The sequence below is a fragment of the Clostridium massiliamazoniense genome (assembly GCF_001403635.1).
Classification (GTDB): Bacteria; Bacillota; Clostridia; order Clostridiales; family Clostridiaceae; genus Sarcina; species Sarcina massiliamazoniense.
Genome location: NZ_LN879467.1, coordinates 639,462 through 659,599, shown reverse-complemented (window position 1 = coordinate 659,599; position 20,138 = coordinate 639,462). Strand labels below are relative to the sequence as shown.

General features: G+C 26.8%; 19 protein-coding genes. 7 read left to right on the top strand and 12 right to left on the bottom strand.

Annotated elements, in window-relative coordinates; genetic code table 11:
- Nucleotides 1-162: 162 nt before the first annotated feature.
- From ARA19_RS06900 to ARA19_RS06880, 5 genes are all read right to left on the bottom strand, one after another.
- Nucleotides 163-738 carry a VanZ family protein gene (locus ARA19_RS06900; protein WP_055070236.1) on the bottom strand — a complete coding sequence of 192 codons (576 nt, stop codon included), beginning with the start codon at nt 736-738 and terminating at the stop codon, nt 163-165.
- Between the two features lie 438 nt (nt 739-1,176).
- Nucleotides 1,177-1,944 (bottom strand): FAD-binding oxidoreductase, encoded by a 768-nt coding sequence (locus tag ARA19_RS06895; protein ID WP_055070235.1) that lies wholly within the window; start codon nt 1,942-1,944, stop codon nt 1,177-1,179.
- A gap of 77 nt (nt 1,945-2,021) precedes the next feature.
- Entirely contained in the window at nt 2,022-3,461 is a 1,440-nt protein-coding gene (locus tag ARA19_RS06890) for an NADP-dependent glyceraldehyde-3-phosphate dehydrogenase (protein ID WP_055070234.1), read from the bottom strand.
- Nucleotides 3,462-4,012: 551 nt separating this feature from the next.
- Nucleotides 4,013-4,318, bottom strand: coding sequence for an AzlD domain-containing protein (locus ARA19_RS06885; protein WP_055070233.1), 306 nt, complete (start codon nt 4,316-4,318; stop codon nt 4,013-4,015).
- On the bottom strand, nt 4,318-5,037 hold the full coding sequence (locus ARA19_RS06880; protein ID WP_055070232.1) for an AzlC family ABC transporter permease: 720 nt from the start codon (nt 5,035-5,037) through the stop codon (nt 4,318-4,320). Before ARA19_RS06880 ends, ARA19_RS06885 begins: the two co-directional genes overlap by 1 nt.
- Nucleotides 5,038-5,277: 240 nt before the next feature.
- Between ARA19_RS06880 and ARA19_RS06875 the strand changes: the two genes are divergently transcribed.
- Nucleotides 5,278-5,745: an acyl-CoA thioesterase gene (locus ARA19_RS06875; RefSeq protein ID WP_055070231.1), complete on the top strand. Its 468-nt coding sequence runs from the start codon at nt 5,278-5,280 to the stop codon at nt 5,743-5,745.
- 69 nt (nt 5,746-5,814) lie between these two features.
- A complete protein-coding gene (rsiV, locus tag ARA19_RS06870) occupies nt 5,815-6,636 on the top strand; it encodes an anti-sigma-V factor RsiV (RefSeq protein ID WP_055070230.1) in 822 nt (273 codons plus the stop codon).
- 131 nt (nt 6,637-6,767) lie between these two features.
- Here rsiV and ARA19_RS06865 read toward each other — a convergent pair whose 3' ends face one another.
- The gene (locus ARA19_RS06865) at nt 6,768-7,670 is read right to left on the bottom strand and encodes a carbohydrate kinase family protein (RefSeq protein ID WP_055070229.1); all 903 of its coding nucleotides are present in this window, start codon (nt 7,668-7,670) and stop codon (nt 6,768-6,770) included.
- Nucleotides 7,671-7,845: 175 nt separating this feature from the next.
- Complete coding sequence (locus ARA19_RS06860) at nt 7,846-9,027, bottom strand: metal-dependent hydrolase family protein (RefSeq protein ID WP_055070228.1); 1,182 nt, start codon at nt 9,025-9,027, stop codon at nt 7,846-7,848.
- A 715-nt stretch (nt 9,028-9,742) separates the two neighbouring features.
- Here ARA19_RS06860 and ARA19_RS06855 point away from each other — a divergent pair.
- Both ARA19_RS06855 and ARA19_RS06850 read left to right on the top strand, forming a co-directional pair.
- Nucleotides 9,743-10,267 carry an ECF transporter S component gene (locus ARA19_RS06855; RefSeq protein ID WP_055070227.1) on the top strand — a complete coding sequence of 175 codons (525 nt, stop codon included), beginning with the start codon at nt 9,743-9,745 and terminating at the stop codon, nt 10,265-10,267.
- Nucleotides 10,260-10,835 (top strand): class I SAM-dependent methyltransferase, encoded by a 576-nt coding sequence (locus tag ARA19_RS06850; protein WP_055070226.1) that lies wholly within the window; start codon nt 10,260-10,262, stop codon nt 10,833-10,835. Before ARA19_RS06855 ends, ARA19_RS06850 begins: the two co-directional genes overlap by 8 nt.
- Before the next feature lie 326 nt (nt 10,836-11,161).
- Here the strand turns inward: ARA19_RS06850 and ARA19_RS06845 are convergent, their stop codons facing one another.
- On the bottom strand, nt 11,162-11,653 hold the full coding sequence (locus tag ARA19_RS06845) for a hypothetical protein (RefSeq protein ID WP_055070225.1): 492 nt from the start codon (nt 11,651-11,653) through the stop codon (nt 11,162-11,164).
- 453 nt (nt 11,654-12,106) lie between these two features.
- On the opposite strand from ARA19_RS06845, the gene yiaY reads away from it, so the two are divergent.
- Nucleotides 12,107-13,255 carry an L-threonine dehydrogenase gene (gene yiaY, locus ARA19_RS06840; protein ID WP_055070224.1) on the top strand — a complete coding sequence of 383 codons (1,149 nt, stop codon included), beginning with the start codon at nt 12,107-12,109 and terminating at the stop codon, nt 13,253-13,255.
- Nucleotides 13,256-13,493: 238 nt separating this feature from the next.
- Here yiaY and ARA19_RS06835 read toward each other — a convergent pair whose 3' ends face one another.
- Together ARA19_RS06835 and ARA19_RS06830 are read right to left on the bottom strand one after the other, a co-directional pair.
- Nucleotides 13,494-14,228 (bottom strand): hydrolase, encoded by a 735-nt coding sequence (locus ARA19_RS06835; protein WP_242862404.1) that lies wholly within the window; start codon nt 14,226-14,228, stop codon nt 13,494-13,496.
- A gap of 212 nt (nt 14,229-14,440) precedes the next feature.
- On the bottom strand, nt 14,441-14,656 hold the full coding sequence (locus ARA19_RS06830) for a hypothetical protein (protein ID WP_055070223.1): 216 nt from the start codon (nt 14,654-14,656) through the stop codon (nt 14,441-14,443).
- A gap of 354 nt (nt 14,657-15,010) precedes the next feature.
- Between ARA19_RS06830 and ARA19_RS06825 the strand changes: the two genes are divergently transcribed.
- A complete protein-coding gene (locus ARA19_RS06825; protein WP_055070222.1) occupies nt 15,011-16,117 on the top strand; it encodes an HD-GYP domain-containing protein in 1,107 nt (368 codons plus the stop codon).
- A gap of 9 nt (nt 16,118-16,126) precedes the next feature.
- Here ARA19_RS06825 and ARA19_RS06820 read toward each other — a convergent pair whose 3' ends face one another.
- A complete protein-coding gene (locus tag ARA19_RS06820; protein ID WP_055070221.1) occupies nt 16,127-17,425 on the bottom strand; it encodes an APC family permease in 1,299 nt (432 codons plus the stop codon).
- Between the two features lie 461 nt (nt 17,426-17,886).
- Nucleotides 17,887-19,158, bottom strand: coding sequence for a peptidoglycan-binding domain-containing protein (locus tag ARA19_RS06815; RefSeq protein ID WP_055070220.1), 1,272 nt, complete (start codon nt 19,156-19,158; stop codon nt 17,887-17,889).
- 326 nt (nt 19,159-19,484) lie between these two features.
- Here ARA19_RS06815 and ARA19_RS06810 point away from each other — a divergent pair, with 326 nt between their 5' ends.
- A complete protein-coding gene (locus ARA19_RS06810) occupies nt 19,485-20,072 on the top strand; it encodes a hypothetical protein (protein ID WP_055070219.1) in 588 nt (195 codons plus the stop codon).
- Nucleotides 20,073-20,138 lie beyond the last annotated feature (66 nt).

The window sequence follows — 20,138 nt, the reverse complement described above, 5'->3', positions numbered from 1 at the left end:
TTTTAATAATCCCCTATCAACTATCCATACATGAAAAAAGAGGATGTACCAAATTACAGATACATCCTCCCTGCCTTTTATCTAGCTATCTCGGCAGATGAAAAAAAGTAATGATAATTTATTCTTTATCAATCTACACTCATTTGTATAATACTTCTATAATTAGACTTGAAAATTAATTTTTGAAAATTTAGACTTAAATATTTTTTGTAATAATTTAAATATTATAATTCCTACTAATGCACCTAGTGTATTCCATATAACATCATCAATATCAGCATATCTTCCCGAAAAATATTGAGCCATTTCTACTATACTTGAAAAAATAAAAGCACTACTTAATATTTTTATTAGTTTATATTCATTTATAGAAAAAAACATCAATATAAATCCAAAAGGAATAAAGAATATCATATTTAAAATAACTTGAAAAAGCACAGAACCAGGATATTGAATTAAATCTGTTAAAGTGGTTATTAAAGGTATTAGATTAGGGGTTAATTTAAAGGTTGCATTAAATAAATTAGATGAAAATACTTCTGTTATAATTAAGACACTAATGATATAACCGATTAGAGCAAATTCTACAATATACATATATTTTTTTACATATGTTTTTTTGCATATACTTTTATTAATTAATAAAAATATTAAGTATATAGGTATTGATATTACTAAAACTTGAAAAATATTATCCAATACAACATTTCTAACATCATAGTATAAACCTAGACTCATATTTTGTTTTCTCCCTTATTAATAATATATTTTATGTTTTTTATTATATATTTATAATAATTATATAAATTAAGTTAATATTGTATTATCAAGACTTGTTGCAATAACTTTCTTTAAAAACTTATTTATTTTTAGTATCCTTTGAATAATCAATATTTCAATACTAACTTTAACATAACAGGAAATAAAATACAATAAGATTCAAAAATATTTAAGCTATTTTGTTATTGCTGTATTTTTTATTGAATTTGAAATTTTTACAAAATTGCATCAAAATTAGTTTAATTTATTTTAAAGTGTAGGTTTTGAACATTCAAATATATATCTACTAAAAAAATTAATAAAAGTTACTCTCTTAAATTAAATAAGACTGCTTCAAAGCGATAGTTAATCATCTTTAAAACAGCCTTATTACTTATATATTATTTTATTAAGCTTTTAGAAAAACTCAAAGTGTATATTATCTTTTTCAACTCCTAATTCTAATAAAGAATTTTGTACAAGTTCAGTAAATCCTTTATTTCCACAGAAGTAAAACTCTCCATCTAATGGTAAGTTCTCAGCTATCCATTCTTTTGTTATACGACCTTTTCTATCAAAGTCTTTTCCTTCAACTTCATTTTCTAAAGGTCTTGTAAAGAATATATTAGCATTTATTAAGCCTTTTTCCCTATAATCTTTAATTTCTTTTAGGAAACACTCAACTTTCATATTTCTTAATGAATAAACAAAGTGAACATTATCTCTAGTTCCAACAACATCATATAACATGGATAATACAGGAGTTACTCCAATTCCACCACCTAATAAAATCAAAGGTTTATCCACTTTTTCTTTATTTAAAGTAAAAAGTCCTTTTGGTGGAGTTACCTCTAATATATCTCCTTCATTTATGTTATTTAATAAATAGTTAGTCATTTTTCCACCCTCAACTAACTTTATACTCACTCTATAATAATCTTCATTTGGCTTCATTGATAAGCTATACATTCTTATAACTTTTTTCATTTCTTCATCTTCGCTCTTTACTTTTATACCTATAAATTGTCCTGCCTTTGGCAAAACAACCTTCCCGCCATCTGTTGGCTCTAAGTAAAGAGTAAATATCTCTTCACTCTCTATTACTTTCTTCTTTACTGTAAAGTCTTTAAATCCTTTCCAAGGCTCTACAGTACCTTGAGCTTCTACAACTTGCACTTTATTCATAATAACTCACCTCTCTACCATTCACGCTTTCTCAAACTATAAGATATAATACTTTGATTAAATAAAATATTTAAACCTTAATGTAGATTAAGAACTATACCCTTTGGTCTTGACATTGATTCAATTGAATTTCTAATACCTTGAGTTCCCATACCTGATGATTTAACTCCTAAGAATGGGAAGTGATCTGGTCCTCTTTCAGTTTTATTATTCACTTGTACTGTACCAACTTGTAGTTTTAAGGCAACTTCAAAAGCCTTATCAACGTCTTTAGTAAATACTGATGATTGTAATCCATATTCAGATTCATTAGCTAATTTAATAGCTTCCTCTAAAGATTTAACTCTTATTATTGGTAGAACTGGTCCAAATGGTTCTTCCCAAGCTAACCTCATATTTGATGTTACATAATCAAATAAAGTAGGATAAATTATATTAGCTTCTCTATGTCCACCAGTAAGTAATTTTGCACCTTTAGATTTTGCATCTTCAATAAGGTCTTGAACATAATCAGCAGCCTTACTATCTATTAAAGGCACTATATCAGCATCTGGAACTAATACTGGATTACCAATTTTAAGACCTTTCATTTTTTCACTTATTTTTTCAACTAGTTTATCTGCTACTTCATCTACAACTAACACTCTTTTGATGGCTGTACATCTTTGACCTGAATATGAAAAAGCTCCTGAAACTATATTTTTAGCTGTTAAATCTAAGTCAGCATCTTCTAAAACTATAGCTGCATCCTTACCACCTAATTCCATTAATAATGGTTTCATTTCTGTTATATTAGAAATTCTTCTTCCTATTTCTGAACTTCCTGTGAAGTTTATGAAGTCTATATCTTTATGACATACACAATAATCTCCAATTTCACTACCTTTACCAGTTACAGTGTTTAAAACGCCTGCTGGAAGTCCAGCTTTATGGAATATTTCTGCTAAATAAATACCACTTAAAGCTCCTTGTGTAGCTGGTTTAAATACTACTGTATTACCTGCCATTATAGCTGGTCCAATTTTTGAAGCTGCTAAATTAACTGGATAGTTAAAAGGTGATATAGCTAAAACTGTTCCTAATGGTTCTCTTATAACCATAGTTAATTTATTTTTCTTAAATCCTGGGAACTTATCTCCTAAAATACTTCTACCTTCCATTGATTTAGCTACATCCGCTGTAAATCTTAATAAATCAGCAGTTCTAATTACTTCACCTATAGCACTATTTTTAGACTTTGCAACTTCTTTAGCTAAAAGAGTTCCAAATTCTTCTTTACATTCAATCAATAAATTAGAAACTTTATAAAGAATTTCTGCCTTTTCATTAACTGGAACAGCTGCCCACTCTTCTTGTCTCTTCTTAGATACTTCCATAACACGGTCAATATCACTTTGACTCATAGCCACAACTTTACCCAATAATGATCCATCTATAGGTGAATGAATTTCTATAAATTTCTCATTTTGTCTTTCATATTCTTTTCCATCTACTATGTTTCTGTAAATTTTAGTCATAACAAATTTCCTCCCTAAAAAAGTCTAACTATATAAGTTTAAGGACAATTTTAAAAGAAATTTATTTTATCATAACTATTACTAAACAGGCTTGACCTCTCTCCATAAACACTTTAATTACTTTATATCATCTGATTGGTAATATTGATCATAAAATAATTGCTTTTTAAGTTATTGTTCTTGAACTAAGCATATAACTTTAAGAAAAAATATTAAACCACTTAAAATAATAAAATTAGTCATATTTTCATCATTCATCTTCATACTTTATACATAAATAATTCATTTTTTCGTAAAAATTACTTATTCTATGCATATTTATAAAAAAAATATAATTTTTTTACTTTCCTTTAACTTTATGAACTTTTATAATAGTAATAAAATTTTAGACTTTTTATATGTATATTTTTAAATAATCAACTAAATTTCTTTAAATATTTTATGTAATAAATTTACAAATAAAATGCATAAGAATTATGTTCATTAGCTACAAAAAACTAATGAACATAATTCTTATGCATTTCTTATAATCCTTTATTCCTTAATATGAATTAATAAATTTCAGATAAAATATTCAATAAATATATGACTACAACACTTGCCATAGCAACCTTAATCAAACTTTTTCCCTTATAAGCTAAAATTATTCCCACAATTGCTCCAATTACTGAAAATACAACATTACTCGTGCTATATATTACACTTGGAAATGTCATAACCCCTAAAACACAATAGGGCATATAATATAATACTGACTTAATGTAATTAGATTCAATTTGTTTATTTATTATTAAAGGAACACCTCTTAGTATATAAGTAACTACAGCTAAAATTATTAAAGATATCATTAAATACATTACTTTTCCTCCTTAACTGGTTTTAATTTAGCCATAATCATAGCACCAACTATAGAGCATATTATTATTGAAAATCCACCAGATATATTTTTTAATACTGGGAAGTAAAAAAAGCCTATACTCATTAAAGAGGAAATTACAATAGCCTTTAATACAGCATTATCCCTTCTACTTGCTGGAATTATTATAGCTAAAAACATTCCATATAAGGCTATTCCTAAAGAATCTTGTAACTTTACTGGCATAAAAGCTGTACTTATTGCTCCAATAAAAGTTCCAATAACCCATCCTAAATAGGGGCAAGTTATTAAACCCAACATAAATTTATAGCTTAATTTTCCCATTTCAAGAGATGCTAAAGCATAAGTTTCATCTGTTATTCCAAAACTTAAAATCATCCGCTTTAATAGAGAAACCTTTTCTAATCTTTGTGAAATAGCGAAGGACATTAAAGAATATCTTATATTTATAATAAATGTTGTTAATGCAAGTTCTATGTATATTGCATTATTAAGTATTAAGTCTATTCCAGCAAACTGTCCTGCTGAAGTTAAATTAGTCATAGATATTAGTACAGCAGTGCCAATATCTAAGCCACCTCTCACTGCTAACATTCCAAAGGTTATAGATACTGATATATATCCAAGACCAATAGGTATGCCCTTTTTAAGTCCTTCTTTAAACTCATTAGCCCTTTTTACACTCTCAATTCCTTCCATAACTATATTACCCCTCTATTCCTAAATCTAATTATAATATTACTATTATTTTCCATATAAATAAAGTTTATTCCTTAGATTTATATTCCAATAACTAAAATTATCAATATAAAATATACCTTTTTTAAAACAAGTATAATTTTTTCAAAATTAGAAAAAATATTTATTATAACTCAATATAAAATTGAAATAATATTTATTTTTAACTATTACAGATAATATTTTAAGGAGGATATTTATATGCAAAAAAGATCTATAGATTCCAAAATAGTAGTGAGCGAAGTTGTTTGGCCACATAAAGCAAATATAGCTGGAAATATGCACGGTGGTGAAGTTATGAAAATAATGGATTCAACTGCCTATGCCTCATCAAGAAGATACGCTAATACTAATACAGTAACAGCAAGAGTTGATGAACTAGAGTTTCATCTTCCTATTTTTATTGGTGACCTTCTTACTTGTACTGCACAAGTTGTTTATGTTGGTAAATCTTCAATGCAAGTTAAAGTTGTTGTTGAAGTGGAAAGTTTAGAATGTGTTGGAGCCTGTAGAAGAAATAGAGCATTAACTGCCTACTTCACTATGGTTGCCTTAGATGAAAATGGAAAACCAACACTTGTTCCTGAGCTAATAATTGAAACAGATGAAGAAAAATTAGCTTATGAAGAAGGCAAAGAAAGATATGAACGTCAAAAATTTAAAAAATAATATAATAAAACAACATCATACCTATAATAAAAAATTAAATATATAATTACAGTTCTAAGAGGTAAAATTATGAAAAGAAGTTACAAAAATATAAGACTAATATATCATCTTAAAATTATCATAATAAATTTAACTGAAAATTTTTCTCTTTCTAAAAAAGAAAATAAAAATTTAACATCACTAAAAAAAATAGGAGTATGTTCAATTGTAATTCTAATATTAATAATTGGAATTAATATTAATGAGGTATTCGCAAGCAATTTAAAGAAAGTTCCAATAATAAGTGGAATTATTAATATAATTGATTTCACTAATTATAAAATTGAATCCACAAATAAAAATGGAAATATTTCCATACCAAAGATAGTAGGATTAACAAATAAGGAATTAGAATTTACGCTTAATAAAGAATTTGAAAAAGAAGGGAAAGAATTATTTAATAAAATAATTAATAATAAAGGAAAAATATACATCTCTTCTGATTACGATATTATAGTAAATAATAATAAATATATGGTATTAAAAATTGCTACTGAGGAAATAGAAGCTTCTGGATACAATACTGTAAAATACTATACTATAGATAAAAAAAATAATACTGTTTTATCACTAAAAGGAATTTTTGCTGGTAAAAACTATATTGATGTAATTTCTGAAAATATAAAAGAACAAATGAAAAATGAAATGAAAAAAGATCCTCAAAAAATATATTTTATAGACGACGAATCTATTAATTTTGATAACTTTACTAAAATAAAAGAAAATCAAAACTTCTATATAAATACTAAAGGTGAGCTAGTTATATCATTTAACGAATATGAAGTATCTCCAGGATATATGGGGATTGTGGAATTTACTATACCAAATGATGTTATTAATAATATCAAATAAAATTAATAAAAATAAAAAGAGGAAAACCCCCTCTTTTTTTGCATAATAAGTTAATCTTCTAGAATACTTTCTCTTTGTTATTTTAAATAATTTATCTATTATACTTTATACAAACATTATTTAAAATTCTATTATCTACTCTTAACTTCTTTTAAGGTTGGAATTGATGGTATAGCTCCATAATTTTCACAGGTTATAGCTCCTACTTTATTTCCAAATTCTATAGCTTCCTTATAAGTTATATCTTCTCTTTTGCTTAACATATATAAAACTCCTCCAACAAAAGCATCTCCTGCTCCTGTTGAATCTTTCTGCTCTATATTAATAGAAGCAACTTTATAGCTATTATTATTTTCTATAACCATAGTACCTTCTTTTCCAAGAGTTATGGCTATTACAGCTTTGTAATTTCTAGACTTTAAAACTTCAATAGCTTTTTCTAGGTTATTTTCTTCTGTTAATAACATTACTTCTTCATCACTTATTTTTATAAAGTCTGCTTTTTTCATAAAGTTTTCACAGTGATTAATAAACTCTTTTAAAAATCTATTATCTATTAGCATATTTCGATAATTTGGATCAAAACTTATTATAGCTCCACTTTCATAAGCTCTATCTAGAAGTTTATAATAACTATCCCTAAGTTTTCCTTCTAAAAACCCTGTAGCTGAACCAAAGTGTACTATGCTATTTTTTCCTATATTAATTTTATTATCTAAAATATATTCTCCATCAGACCCTCTATAAAAATTAAAAGCTCTTTCTCCTGATTTATCTAAAGTTACAATAGCTAAAGTTGTTTTTCCTACTTTCTTTAGATAATCACAATTAACTTTATTTTCTTTTAATACCTCTTCTAAGTAATCTCCAAAGTTATCCTCACCAACTGCTCCTAAAAAATATGATTGACCCTCTAGTTTACTAACTGCTACAGCTACATTTGCTGGAGCTCCTCCTGGTTTTTTACTATAATTATTTCCATCAGTTGATACAAAGTCTATTAATAATTCTCCTATACAATAAATCTTCTTCATAAAAGCCTCCTATACTACACTGAAATCATTCTATTAAGAAAAATTCCCCTTAAATTAAGTCTCAGTATATATTTCCTTACTTATCTTATATCCCACTTCTCCCTTTATCAAGTATATTCATTGATATTTTAGAAAATTTATATAACAAACTATTTATCAGATAGCTAATATCCATTTATTTAACTAATTCCCCATGTCTATAAACCATTAAAGGTTTCTGAAGCACTTTTATATTTTTTAGAGGATTTTCACTCAATACAATAAAATCAGCAAACTTTCCTTCTTCTATTGTTCCATACTCATCATTTATCTCTAAAAGCTCTGATGAAGTTTTTGTTGCCGCTTTTATTGCATCACTCTCACTCATACCGCATTGAACCATTAGTTCAAGTTCTATAGCACTTTCTCCAAATTTATTACCAGGAACTCCTGAATCTGTTCCCATTGCTATTTTAACACCAGTATCATAAGCTTTTTTAAAATTTGCTTTTTGATGTTCAAATAACATCATTGCTTTTTCATAACCCTCTTTTTTAGCCAAACTATTTTCTTCACCTGCTTTTATTATACTGTAAGAAGCTTTAAGTGTTGGAACTAAGTATGTACCATTTTCTAACATCATATTTATACACTCTTCATCCATTAAAGAACCATGTTCTATACTGTCTACTCCAGCTAAAATTGAATTTTTTATAGCCATTACACTATGTGAATGAGTAGCAACTTTTTTCTTTGCTTTATGAGCTTCAATTACAGCAGCTCTTATTTCATCTTCATTAAATTGATAGGTTGTTACATCATTACCCGCAGTTAAAACTCCCCCTGATGCAGCCATTTTAATAAAATCTGCTCCCATTTTTATTGCTTCTCTTGTAGCTTTTCTAACTTCATCCTCTCCATCTGCTTCTCTCCCCATAAAATGCATATGTCCTCCTGTCATAGTTATCACTTGTCCACAACACTTCATTCCTGGTCCTTTTATATACCCCATTTTTAATAATTCTCTTAACTTTATATCATATCCATTAATAGCTCCAACATCTCTTATATAGGTAACCCCTGACTTTAATAACTCTTCTAAATTTTTCATAGCTATTGCTGTTAGAAACACTGGATTATTCATAGTTGTCAATGGATTTATCTTTCCACTAGTCTCTACAAAAGAATGAACATGACAATCTATAATTCCTGGAATAACATACTTCCCTTCCAAATCTATAACTTCAAAGTCATTTTCTACTTTAATATCCTTGCCTATATACTTTAACTTATTATTTTCAACTAACATATTAGTTTTTTCTATAATATCTTTTCCTGTTCCATCAATTAAATTCAAATTTTTAAAGTAATATTTCATAAGTCTCACCTTTTCTTTATAAAATTAAAGTTACATTAATAATATTAACTCTTCTAACACTCATGCCTATAACACTCATCTTCTCCTTTAATTTTATTAATATAACCTAATTTAATCTTAAATTATTTATTTAAATAGGTCTAATAATTATAATAAACACAATTTTCTTAAAAACCATTCTATTTTATAAATTTATTATTATAACATATAATCATTTAAATAAAATTTTCTTTAATTCTATTTAATTAATAATTCAATAAAGTTAAAATATTTTTTACATTTTATTATATTTATCAACAAATGACAGCTTTATAACAATCTATGAAAAAATAATTCTCTTTAAATATTCTTACTTTATTTATTAAAGTGATATTTCACTTAATTTAAAGTTCTCTATTTGAGGCTATACCTAAATAAAGCTAGACTTAATTAAAATGAAATTTTAACTCTATCTAAATTCTTAATCAACTTCTACTAGAAATACACATAAGTCTATCTCCTGTTAAGTAGGAGATATGAATATTACACCTCTAGTTATTAGATAAAATAGGTATAGCTTTTATAATTAATATTTTAATCAAATTAGATTAATTTTATCTCAATTGTTAATTTTTTATGAATTTTATTTAAATATTGCATTAATTTTTACTTAGTAATATAATATTAATTGATAAGATATTATCAATAACAAACCAATTATACATAGGAGAAAATTATGAATAACTCAACAACAAAAAATGGCTTAGCAAGAAATCTTACATCAGCTGGATTGCTATTAGCTATAGGACTAATTTTACCACATTTTTTCACAGCTTTCGGTAGAGAAATGGGAACTATTTTTTCACCAATGGATTTAACAGTATTATTAGGTGGTCTTATATTAGGTTGGAGATACGGACTAGCTCTAGGTGTCTTTACTCCTATAATATCTAGTTTCCTAACAGGTATGCCACCATTACCAATTGCTTTAACTATGTTATTCCAATTAGGAGCAATGGGGCTTATAACTGGATTACTTAGAAATAAAATAAATAGTTTCTTAAACTTAATTATTGCAGAAATTATAGGTAACTTACTTTATGCTGGTTTATTTGTAATATTTATGGGGCTTCCTACGCATAAGTTTTTCCATTTACTTTTCGTAGTTTTCGTTATAGGTTTACCTGGAATAATACTACAATGGATTATAGTCCCTTATTTATATAGAGTTTTAAAGAAAGCTGGTGTTTATAATGGATAAAATGAAAGAATTTTTTAACAACTTAGCAGCAGATTGGGATAACCAATCAAAGGGCGATCCTGAGAAAATAGAAAGAATTTTAAAAACAGCAGAGCTTAAAGATAATTCAAAAATATTAGATATAGCTTGCGGCACTGGTGTATTAGAAGAATTTTTATTACCTCATAATCCAAATTCAATTTTAGCTGTAGATTTATCTGAAAAAATGATAGAAAAAGCTAAAAGTAAATATGATGATTTTAGAATAACGTTTTTATGTGAAAACATATTTAACATAAAAGATGAGAAATTCGATTTTATAATTATATATAATGCATTTCCTCATTTCCTAGAACCAGAAAAATTTATTAATCATATTTCAACACTATTAAATAAAGATGGTCAACTTGTAATTTGCCATGGTATGGGAAGAAAGCCTTTAAACGACCATCATAAAAGAACTGCTAATGAAATTTCATTAGGTCTTAAACCAGCTTCGGAAGTAGCTGAATTAATAAGTTCTTCTTTCACTATTAAAAATGTAACAGATGAAGAACATATTTATATAGTATATGGAACAAAAAAATAATAATTTCATAAACTTAAATAAAAGTTAGATAAATAAAAAAGACTATTTCAATGGAGAAAAAATTCTCTTTTAAAATAGTCTCTTTTTTCTGTATATCACTTTTTGAAAATTTTAAGCTAACTCCCATTTTGTATTTTAATGTTTGCTTTACTTTAAAAATTAATTATATAATCAAATTAAAATATGACTTGTAACTTGGTAAAAATAAAAAAATGTTAATTGTGAAATGTGTAAAACTTAATGTTACTCCCAAATTTAATTTCATTAAAATATTTAAAGTGATATACTCTATATAAAACTATGTCTAAAAACATAGAATACACAGGCTACATATTAATTATTTCCTTTGAATTATAACCATCAATTATTGCTTCATATTTATTAGCTAAACTTCTTAGTTTATCTCTTTCTTTTACTATATTTTTAACATCATAATTTAAATTAGACTTCTCATAGTAATAGTTTTCACTATTTTGAATATCTATTCTTCTTATTGATGGTCTTATTTTTATTAATTCTTCTAAAAATTCCATTCTATGTCTTACAGATCTTAATTCAGCAAGAATATCTAAAATACTTCTTTTATCACCATCTATTTCTATTATTTTCTGTGAGTTATAATCTTGAAGAATTAACTTTAATCTAACTATTTCTTCTTCTAAGATTTTTATTTCATTGAATAAAGAGGCAAATTTATCTCCAGTATCGTTTATAATTTGCTCACTTTTATCTGGCAAAATGTGTATAACTGTTTTATAGTATTCTCTAAGTTCATTAGTTTTAGAATATAAATCAGCTTCTTTATCATTAATAGTCATTCTCAATTCCTTTAGACTTTTAATAAAAATCACTTCCTCTTTATAATTTGTATTTTATATTACTTTAAAATTTAATATATGTCAACCTATAATGTATAATAATAATAATTCCCAAACTTTATTTCATGAATAATATCCATACCCTAAGCTTAACTTAAAAAAATCCTTTTCCCTATTATTCTAGTATAATATATATTTTTTCAATAAAGTTATAGAAAAATTGATTATATATAATTGAATATTTAGTTAATTATTCTACAAAATCAAAATAATATTATCAATATATACATAATGTAAAAAATGCAACATTTATTAACAAAAATGAGATAGTTTTAAGGAGTGTTATGAACTAAAATAAAGGCATAGAGAGTATTGTTAAAGTTTTAACTATCAATTAAATCTTTTAGACCTTTAAATACTCAAAATAAAATTGACATCTTAGGAGGTTTTAAAATGGATTATAAATTTTTTATGCCACAAACTAGTTTAATGGGACCTGATTGTCTTAAAACTGCAGGAACAGAAATAGCAAAATTAGGATTTAAAAATTGCCTTATAGTTACAGATAAAGTTCTTAATAAAATAGGTTTAGTATCTAAAATAACTAGAATGTTAGAAGAGAATAATATTTCATTCAGTATATATGATGAAACTTCACCTAACCCTACAGTTACAAATGTTAATAATGGATTAAAGAAATTAAAAGAAAATAATTGTGATTTTATAATTTCTTTAGGTGGTGGTTCTGCTCATGATTGTTCTAAAGGAATTGCCCTACTTGCTACAAATGGTGGTGAAATAAAAGATTACGAAGGAATAGATAAATCAAAAAAACCTCAATTACCTTTAGTTAGCATAAATACTACTGCTGGTACAGGTAGTGAAATGACTTTATTCGCTATTATAACAGATGAAGAAAGACACATTAAAATGTCTTTAGTTGATAAACACTTAACACCTCTAATGGCTGTTAATGATCCTCTTTTAATGATTGCTATGCCTAAATCGTTAACTGCTTCAACAGGTATGGATGCTTTAACACACTCAATTGAAGCTTATGTTTCAACTATAGCTACTCCTATTACAGATGCTTGTGCTGAAAAATCAATTGAGCTTATAAGTCAATACTTAGTTAGAGCTGTTGAAAATGGTGAAGATATTGAAGCTAGAGATATGATGGCTTATGCTGAATATCTTGGAGGAATGGCATTTAATAATGCATCTCTTGGATATGTTCACTCAATGGCTCACCAATTAGGTGGATTCTATAATTTACCTCATGGTGTATGTAATGCTATATTATTACCTCATGTTCAAGAATTCAATAGTACTGTGTCAGCTGAAAGATTAGCTAAAGTTGCCAAAATACTAGGTGGAAACATAGAGGGGCTATCTCCACAAGAAGGTGCTGCTCTTTGCATAAAATTAATAAAAGAATTATCAGTTAAAGTTGGAATTCCAAGTGGACTTAAAGAACTTGGTGTTAAGGAATCTGACTTTGAAATTCTTGCAACAAATGCATTAAAGGATGCTTGTTCTTTAACTAACCCTAGAAAAGGTAGCAAAGAAGAAATTATTGCTATCTACAAAGCTGCAATGTAAGCTCATAAAAATATCTTTCTAAACAGCTAAAACATAAACTTAATTTAAATAAAATTTAAAGTTTTCTTACTGAACTGTATTTTAATAATAGAGAGAATGTATCCAATTACAAATACATCCTCTCTGCCTTTTATCTAATAAGTTCATCATTTTGTACCTTAGATATCTCGGTAGCCGAAAAAATACATTTATAAAAGTAATATAAATTAAGGTGCTGATTTGATAACCCCTCTAAATATTATTCTCTACATTTGCTAAACATTTCTTTTACATATTCAATTCCAAGGCCATAAGCCCCACCATGTTCTCTTATAACTTTAGTTACAGCATCATAAGTTTCTTTATTATTCCAATCCCTTTGAAATTCTAATAAAACCGCCTGCCAAGTTACCATTTTAGCCTTACATTGCATCATTCTATTAATAGCCATTTCATGTGCTTCCTTTGAACTACCTGCACTAGCATCTGTAACAACATATACTTCATATCCATCACAAATTGCAGATAATGTAGGTAGTGTCACGCAAACTTCAGTCCATAACCCTGCTATAATTAATTTTTTTCTACCAGTCTCACAAACTGCACGTCTAACCCTTTCATCTTCCCAAGCATTTAAAGTTGATCTATTTATAGGAACTTGTCTCGGACATAATTTTTGAATTTTTGAATAAATAGGTCCTGAAAATTCTTTTTCTGCGACAGTAGTTAATATTACAGGAATATTGAATATCTTTGCTGCTTTTACTAACCCTACAATATTATTCATTACATTTAATCTAGAATTACTTTCTATACCAAAAAACATTTGTGGTTGTTCATCTATAATAAGCATTGTTACATCACAAGGATCTAATAAACACTCTCTGTAAGCTCGCCTAGATATTTTCTTTTTACTTCTTAAGTATTCATCCTCTCTATAACTCTCATCATTTCCTATAAAATTTAAAAATTCATTAGGGTATACTATTTCCAACTCAAATCATCCTCTATAAATTTTTCCTCCTTATATATATATGCATTTATCATTTAAATTTTCTATTTAAATAGAAAATTTAAATAGAAAATGGTGTCCTTTGCTATAGACACCCTAAAAATTATATATACAATATGTACTACCTTTATAAAGTGTAAATGTAAATTAAATCAAATTTATATTTTTCACTCTACAAGATGATGTTTTTTGTTTTACCAAAGGTCTGTACTATATTCAGGTAAAGCTTTTATTATTTGCTCTCTTTTTACGGTGAAGTACATGTTATTTAATGTCATCATCAAATACTCACCTCTTGAATTTGACTCTAATACTTTATCTTCTTTTTTTACCTTAGAAATTAATACTCTACCATTTTCAGTAATACTATATTCTACATCTAACTTTATTCCATTAACATCTAAAATCATTTTTCTCCTCCTCATTTGTAAACCTAAAAAATCCATATTTTCTTCATTACTCTAATAGAAATTATATGCTATTTTCACCAAAAAGTATATATTTCAACAACAAAATAATCATGATTGTTATATCTCTAAAGAATAACTATGAGAATATCAAATGTAAACAATAACAATAGTAAAATTTAAAATTACATTAGAAACTAAAGTTAAAAATATATTAATTACATTCTATTGATTTTTAAAATTTGAATATAATGATGAAAAAAATTAAAGAAACCACATTTATCATACGATAAACATATAGAGCAATATTAATTCATGTATTTTTTAATAAATTATTATTCTTTAAAGAGGTTGTAAATGCGTTTAGTTCCAATTGAATCTGTTCCTGAAGGCTGCTATTTATCAAAAACTATTTATGACACTGAAGGAAGAATATTATTAAGAAAAGGTACTAAATTAAGAAAATCCTTAATAAATAGAATTAAAAATTTAAAAATTTACTCACTTTATATAACAGATAACTATACGGATAAAGAAATAGAAGAAATTATTTCGCCTGAACTTAAACAAAAATCTATATTATTAGTGAAAGATGTTTTTAGTACCTTTAGCAGAATATCTTCTGAATCTTCTCATTGTAGTTTTAAGGATAAAATGAAGCTCATTGAACAAAAAGAAAATTATTTAAAATCCATAGAAGAATTAGCTGAAGAACTTTATGATAGTGTCATATCTAACAAAAATCTATTAGTTGGTCTTGTTGATATAAAAACAATGGATGCCTATACCTATCAACATAGCGTTAATGTAGCATTAATTTCAACAGTAATAGGCACGGGCTTTAATCTTCCAAAAAAAGATTTAATAGATTTATGTATTGGAGCACTATTACATGATTTGGGGAAAATTTTTGTAGGAAAAGAAATTATCCAAAAACCAGGTAAACTTACTGATGAAGAATTTGAAATAATTAAAACTCATCCTAAAAAAGGATTTGATTATGTCCTAACAAATGATAACATCAACAAAAATTGCAGAAATATAATTGTGCAGCATCATGAAAAAGTTGATGGAAGTGGCTATCCACTTGGTTTGAAAAGCGATGAAATAGCTTTCTTGTCTAAAATAGTTGCAGTGGCAGATGTTTACGATGCCCTTACCTCTAATAGACCTTATAAAAGAGCAATGTGTCCTAGTGAAGCCTTTGAATTTATACTTTCTAATGCTAATATAATGTTTGATTTTGAAGTAACAAAAGTATTTGCTAAGGTTCTCTTTCCATACTCTAAAGGAACTCTTGTCAAACTTAGTAACGGTGAAATAGGATGTGTTTTAAAATTACATCAGTTTTATCCCTTAAGACCATGTTTAGAAATCATAGAAAGCCCCATAGAAAGTAGAATAGGTTCTATTATAGATTTATCTCAAGAACTTTCTCTCGTTATATGTGCTATTGAATTTTAAAGGAATCTATTACTTATATAATAATGTTTCTCTAGGCAAACTAAACATTAAAAATCCACAACACAATATTGATATTATTGGTGTTAAAGGAACTAATGGTGTTTTAAATCCCCTTTTAAAAATTGGATTATTTCTTCTAAAAGCTATAAGTCCTAATGAAACCATAAGGTATGCAAATAATAATGCCATAGAAGTAAAATTTGCAAGTATATTTAAATTTATAAACCCAGCAAGTAATGCTCCTACTCCTCCAGAAAACCATAGTGCCACATAGGGAACACCTTTTTTATTTTCCTTTTCAAATATTTTTGGTACTAATCCATCTTTACTTAAAGTAGCTAATATTCTAGATACGCCAAAGGCAATACCAAATATTATAGATAATATTCCAAGTATAGCTCCTATAGATAATATTAAAGCTCCAAAATTTTGTCCAACCTTATATAATGCATAAGCTAAAGCATCTGCTTGGTTTAATTCACTATAATTAACCATAGATACAAGAACTATGGCAACTAAACAATATATTATTATGCATATGCTTATTGATAATATTAATGCTCTTGGCATTGTCTTCTGTGGATTCTTTGTTTCCTCTGCTGCTGATGCAGTTACATCAAAACCTGTATATGCTAAAAATAATACTGCCGCTCCTGAAAAAACTCCTGAAATGCCATTTGGCAAAAGTACCTTTAGATTTTCACTATTATAATTAAAAAAACCTATCACTAAAAAAATTAATATTATTGCTAGTTTTATAAGCACTATAATATTATTAAATAACTTACTTTCCTGTGTTCCCCTTGATAAAATATAAGTCATTAAAAGAACTACTAGGGTAGCTGGCAAATTGATAATTCCACCTAAGCTCGGTATTGCTGTCATCCATAAAGGCAAAACTATATCAAATTCTTTAAGCACTTCATAAAAATAAGATGCCCATCCATTGGAAACTAAAGCTAATGAAACTATATATCCAACAACAACTGTACTTCCAACAAGATATCCAACTATTTCTCCTAAAGAAACATATGCATAGGTATAGGACCCTCCTGCACTAGGTATAGATGATGCAAATTCTGCATAGCACAAAACCACAAAAAATGCCGCTATTCCTGCTATAATATAAGAAAATACTTCACCAGGTCCAGCCATAGTTGCAGCTACTACCCCTGGTAAAACTAATACTCCAGTACCAATAACAGCGCCTATACTCAATAAGGTTAAATCAAATACTCCTAAAGTTCTATGCTTTTTTTCTTCCTTAGATGTATATATTTCTGCACTTTGTCGTCTAAATATTCTCATCTTTTGTATTCTCCTTTAAAATCACATATCCTAAAACATCATTTTTATTTAATTTTGTGATTTTATTTAAATATTTATACATAGAAATTCAAAAGAAATTCATATACAATGTTTTTACTTTTCATAGAAATACATTATTATTATATTTGGATATATAGAAATAAAAAAAGAGGTCTTTATTTATGTTTATAAAAAATATTAATATAAAAAAAAGAGGAAAAATTAAAAATACTTTTATAATAGTATCATTAACTATTATAGCTGTAGAATTAATTTCCCTTTGTAAACTTTGGTTATAATAAATTTAAATATAAAATAAAAGTTAGATATATATGAAAAATATCTTTATCCCATAGCTAGAGGCTGTTTATTTTCTGTAAATAGAAAATAAACAGCCTCATACTTTTAAATAAGTCTCATATTTTAGTTGTGCTATATTAAATATTTAGAACTAAATCACCCTAATTTGCTATTCCTGTAACTCCTACATAAACCCTTGAAATCGAATACCAAGTTGCACTATTTACAATACCTGTGTTTGGCAAGTCAAAAATTCCTTGGAATATCTTTACTGAGTTTTCTGTTTTAGGACCATATATTCCATCTACAGTCAACTTAGGTATTGCTGGATAATGCACTGCAATTTCATTTAATTGGTTTTGTATAGCTTTTACACTATTACCTTCCATCCATAAACCTATAGGATACCCTGGAAATGATACTGGATATCCCTTTACAGTTTGCGCCTCCAATATATTCAAATTACTTCCATAATAATAAGTCAAAATTTCATAAGGAGTATAACCATTTTCGCCTAGATATTGACTTCCCCATTGACTTAACCATCCTGGACATGTACTTGTTGTGCCATTACAAAATTCAGATAAAAATGGTGCTTCTTCTCCTGGTCTCTGCAAATAATTTTTAAAAAGCTGATCAGCAATTACATTAATAGTATTATAGGTATTTCTTCCATAATTGAAAGCTTGATCATAAGCTGTATCGCTAGTTATATCGAAATCAAACCCTTGACTTCTATACCATTCTGTATAAACTCTATTTAGTGCAAAAGATACTATGCAATAAATATTTGCTCTTAAAGAATCTGAATTCCAAGTTGGATAAAGTTCAGAAGAACCAACATTTTTTATATAATCAACAAAATCTAAAGTATAATTTGGAGCTAACTTATTATAAGGATCTCCAGCATGCACTGTTATAACTGATGGAACTTCCACAGAGCTTAAAACTCTCATATTTTTATCACTTTTACTTTTTTTAGAATGTTTTTCTTCCTTTTTAAGTCTTAAAGTAGTTAAAGATTGTGGTGCTATCTTTGAACATTGTTGCTTAATCTGTTTATGCTCTGGAATTTCAATAAACACTTTACTACAAGCATGAGGAAATCCTTTTTCTAAATAACATCTTTGAATTGCTATCCTATTTGGAAAAACCTGCACTCCTCTAACTATGAGACTTCTATATCCATCTCTACTTAACTCTAAATTATAAACTCCGTAAAGTAATGTAGGTTCTCCAGAACTACTAAAAGTATCTGGAACCTCTAGTTCAATATTATCAACATAGCCCTCTCTATTAGTATTTACAACTTTAACTAGCTCTTGAGTATTCCTTGTTGTATCTGCATAATATATCAAAATCTTCACATCAGATATTGGTAAATAAGTATTCCCAAGAAAACAATGGACTTTAAGTCTGCCACTATTAGCCATAAATATTTCCTCACAAAAAATTTCTTTCTATTATTATATGTACATATAATGTCTAAGGATAATATATTATTATAATTATTCCTCTATTATACATTTTTCCCTACATTCATTATATTTCCTCAAACAAATTACTATCAATGGTGTAAAATATTCATATAAAATTATCAATTACAATAATCTGTACCTCCTTATCTTAGATTCTAAACAATTGGAATGTTACAGGAATTAATTGTAAAATGAAGTTCATTTTTCTCTGTATAATTCAAATTATAAATTGAAAAACTATAAATAATATCTCATGTGCTAATGAGAAAGGAGAAAAATTTATGGATGATAAATTAGAGAAGCAAAATAAAAAACTTTCAATTATTCTAGTACTTATAACTATAGTAGTTGTATCTTTAATGGAATTCTTAATGACTTTATTGTGCCCTTCTAAAAATTGTTTTTCTCCTAAAAATTCTATTACTCAAAAAACTATAGAAGAAAACAATACTCTAGAATATAAAACTTATACTAATACTAAATATGGATTTTCTTTAGAATATCCAGCTTTTCTTACAAAAAAAATATGCTCCAATGATGATAATTCAATTACTTTAAAAAATGAAACCTCTACTATTTCTTTATATGCATTTGGCTCTAATAATACACTTAATGAAACTCCAAGACTTGCTTTTGAAAGAAATTTGAAGGAAAGTAGAAATGTAACTTACAAATATCTAATTGAAAATTACTACATAATTGCAGGTTCTGAAGAAAATGAAGCCTACTGCAAATATAGTGTAGTAGGCCCAAAGTCTATAAATAGCTTTACTCTAAAATATCCTAAAGAACTAGAAGAAGATTTAACTCCTGTAATAGATAAAATAATTGTAAACTTTAAATCTGGTGATTTATACTCCAATCATTAATCCCTATTTTTTATTTAAAAGTTAGTCTATTTATATTCATTAAAATCAAGAATTTCTTCTAATTGC

Excerpts from the sequence above, each read along its gene's own strand:
- rsiV (WP_055070230.1), top strand. The coding sequence starts at position 5,815 with ATGAAAAGAAGTTACAAAAATATAAGACTAATATATCATCTTAAAATT.
- ARA19_RS06855 (WP_055070227.1), top strand. The coding sequence starts at position 9,743 with ATGAATAACTCAACAACAAAAAATGGCTTAGCAAGAAATCTTACATCA.
- ARA19_RS06890 (WP_055070234.1), bottom strand. The coding sequence starts at position 3,461 with ATGACTAAAATTTACAGAAACATAGTAGATGGAAAAGAATATGAAAGA.
- ARA19_RS06860 (WP_055070228.1), bottom strand. The coding sequence starts at position 9,027 with ATGAAATATTACTTTAAAAATTTGAATTTAATTGATGGAACAGGAAAA.
- ARA19_RS06885 (WP_055070233.1), bottom strand. The coding sequence starts at position 4,318 with ATGTATTTAATGATATCTTTAATAATTTTAGCTGTAGTTACTTATATA.
- ARA19_RS06900 (WP_055070236.1), bottom strand. The coding sequence starts at position 738 with ATGAGTCTAGGTTTATACTATGATGTTAGAAATGTTGTATTGGATAAT.
- ARA19_RS06820 (WP_055070221.1), bottom strand. The coding sequence starts at position 17,425 with ATGAGAATATTTAGACGACAAAGTGCAGAAATATATACATCTAAGGAA.
- ARA19_RS06895 (WP_055070235.1), bottom strand. The coding sequence starts at position 1,944 with ATGAATAAAGTGCAAGTTGTAGAAGCTCAAGGTACTGTAGAGCCTTGG.
- ARA19_RS06825 (WP_055070222.1), top strand. The coding sequence starts at position 15,011 with ATGCGTTTAGTTCCAATTGAATCTGTTCCTGAAGGCTGCTATTTATCA.
- ARA19_RS06880 (WP_055070232.1), bottom strand. The coding sequence starts at position 5,037 with ATGGAAGGAATTGAGAGTGTAAAAAGGGCTAATGAGTTTAAAGAAGGA.
- ARA19_RS06830 (WP_055070223.1), bottom strand. The coding sequence starts at position 14,656 with ATGATTTTAGATGTTAATGGAATAAAGTTAGATGTAGAATATAGTATT.
- ARA19_RS06850 (WP_055070226.1), top strand. The coding sequence starts at position 10,260 with ATGGATAAAATGAAAGAATTTTTTAACAACTTAGCAGCAGATTGGGAT.
- ARA19_RS06815 (WP_055070220.1), bottom strand. The coding sequence starts at position 19,158 with ATGGCTAATAGTGGCAGACTTAAAGTCCATTGTTTTCTTGGGAATACT.
- ARA19_RS06845 (WP_055070225.1), bottom strand. The coding sequence starts at position 11,653 with ATGACTATTAATGATAAAGAAGCTGATTTATATTCTAAAACTAATGAA.
- ARA19_RS06865 (WP_055070229.1), bottom strand. The coding sequence starts at position 7,670 with ATGAAGAAGATTTATTGTATAGGAGAATTATTAATAGACTTTGTATCA.
- yiaY (WP_055070224.1), top strand. The coding sequence starts at position 12,107 with ATGGATTATAAATTTTTTATGCCACAAACTAGTTTAATGGGACCTGAT.
- ARA19_RS06810 (WP_055070219.1), top strand. The coding sequence starts at position 19,485 with ATGGATGATAAATTAGAGAAGCAAAATAAAAAACTTTCAATTATTCTA.
- ARA19_RS06875 (WP_055070231.1), top strand. The coding sequence starts at position 5,278 with ATGCAAAAAAGATCTATAGATTCCAAAATAGTAGTGAGCGAAGTTGTT.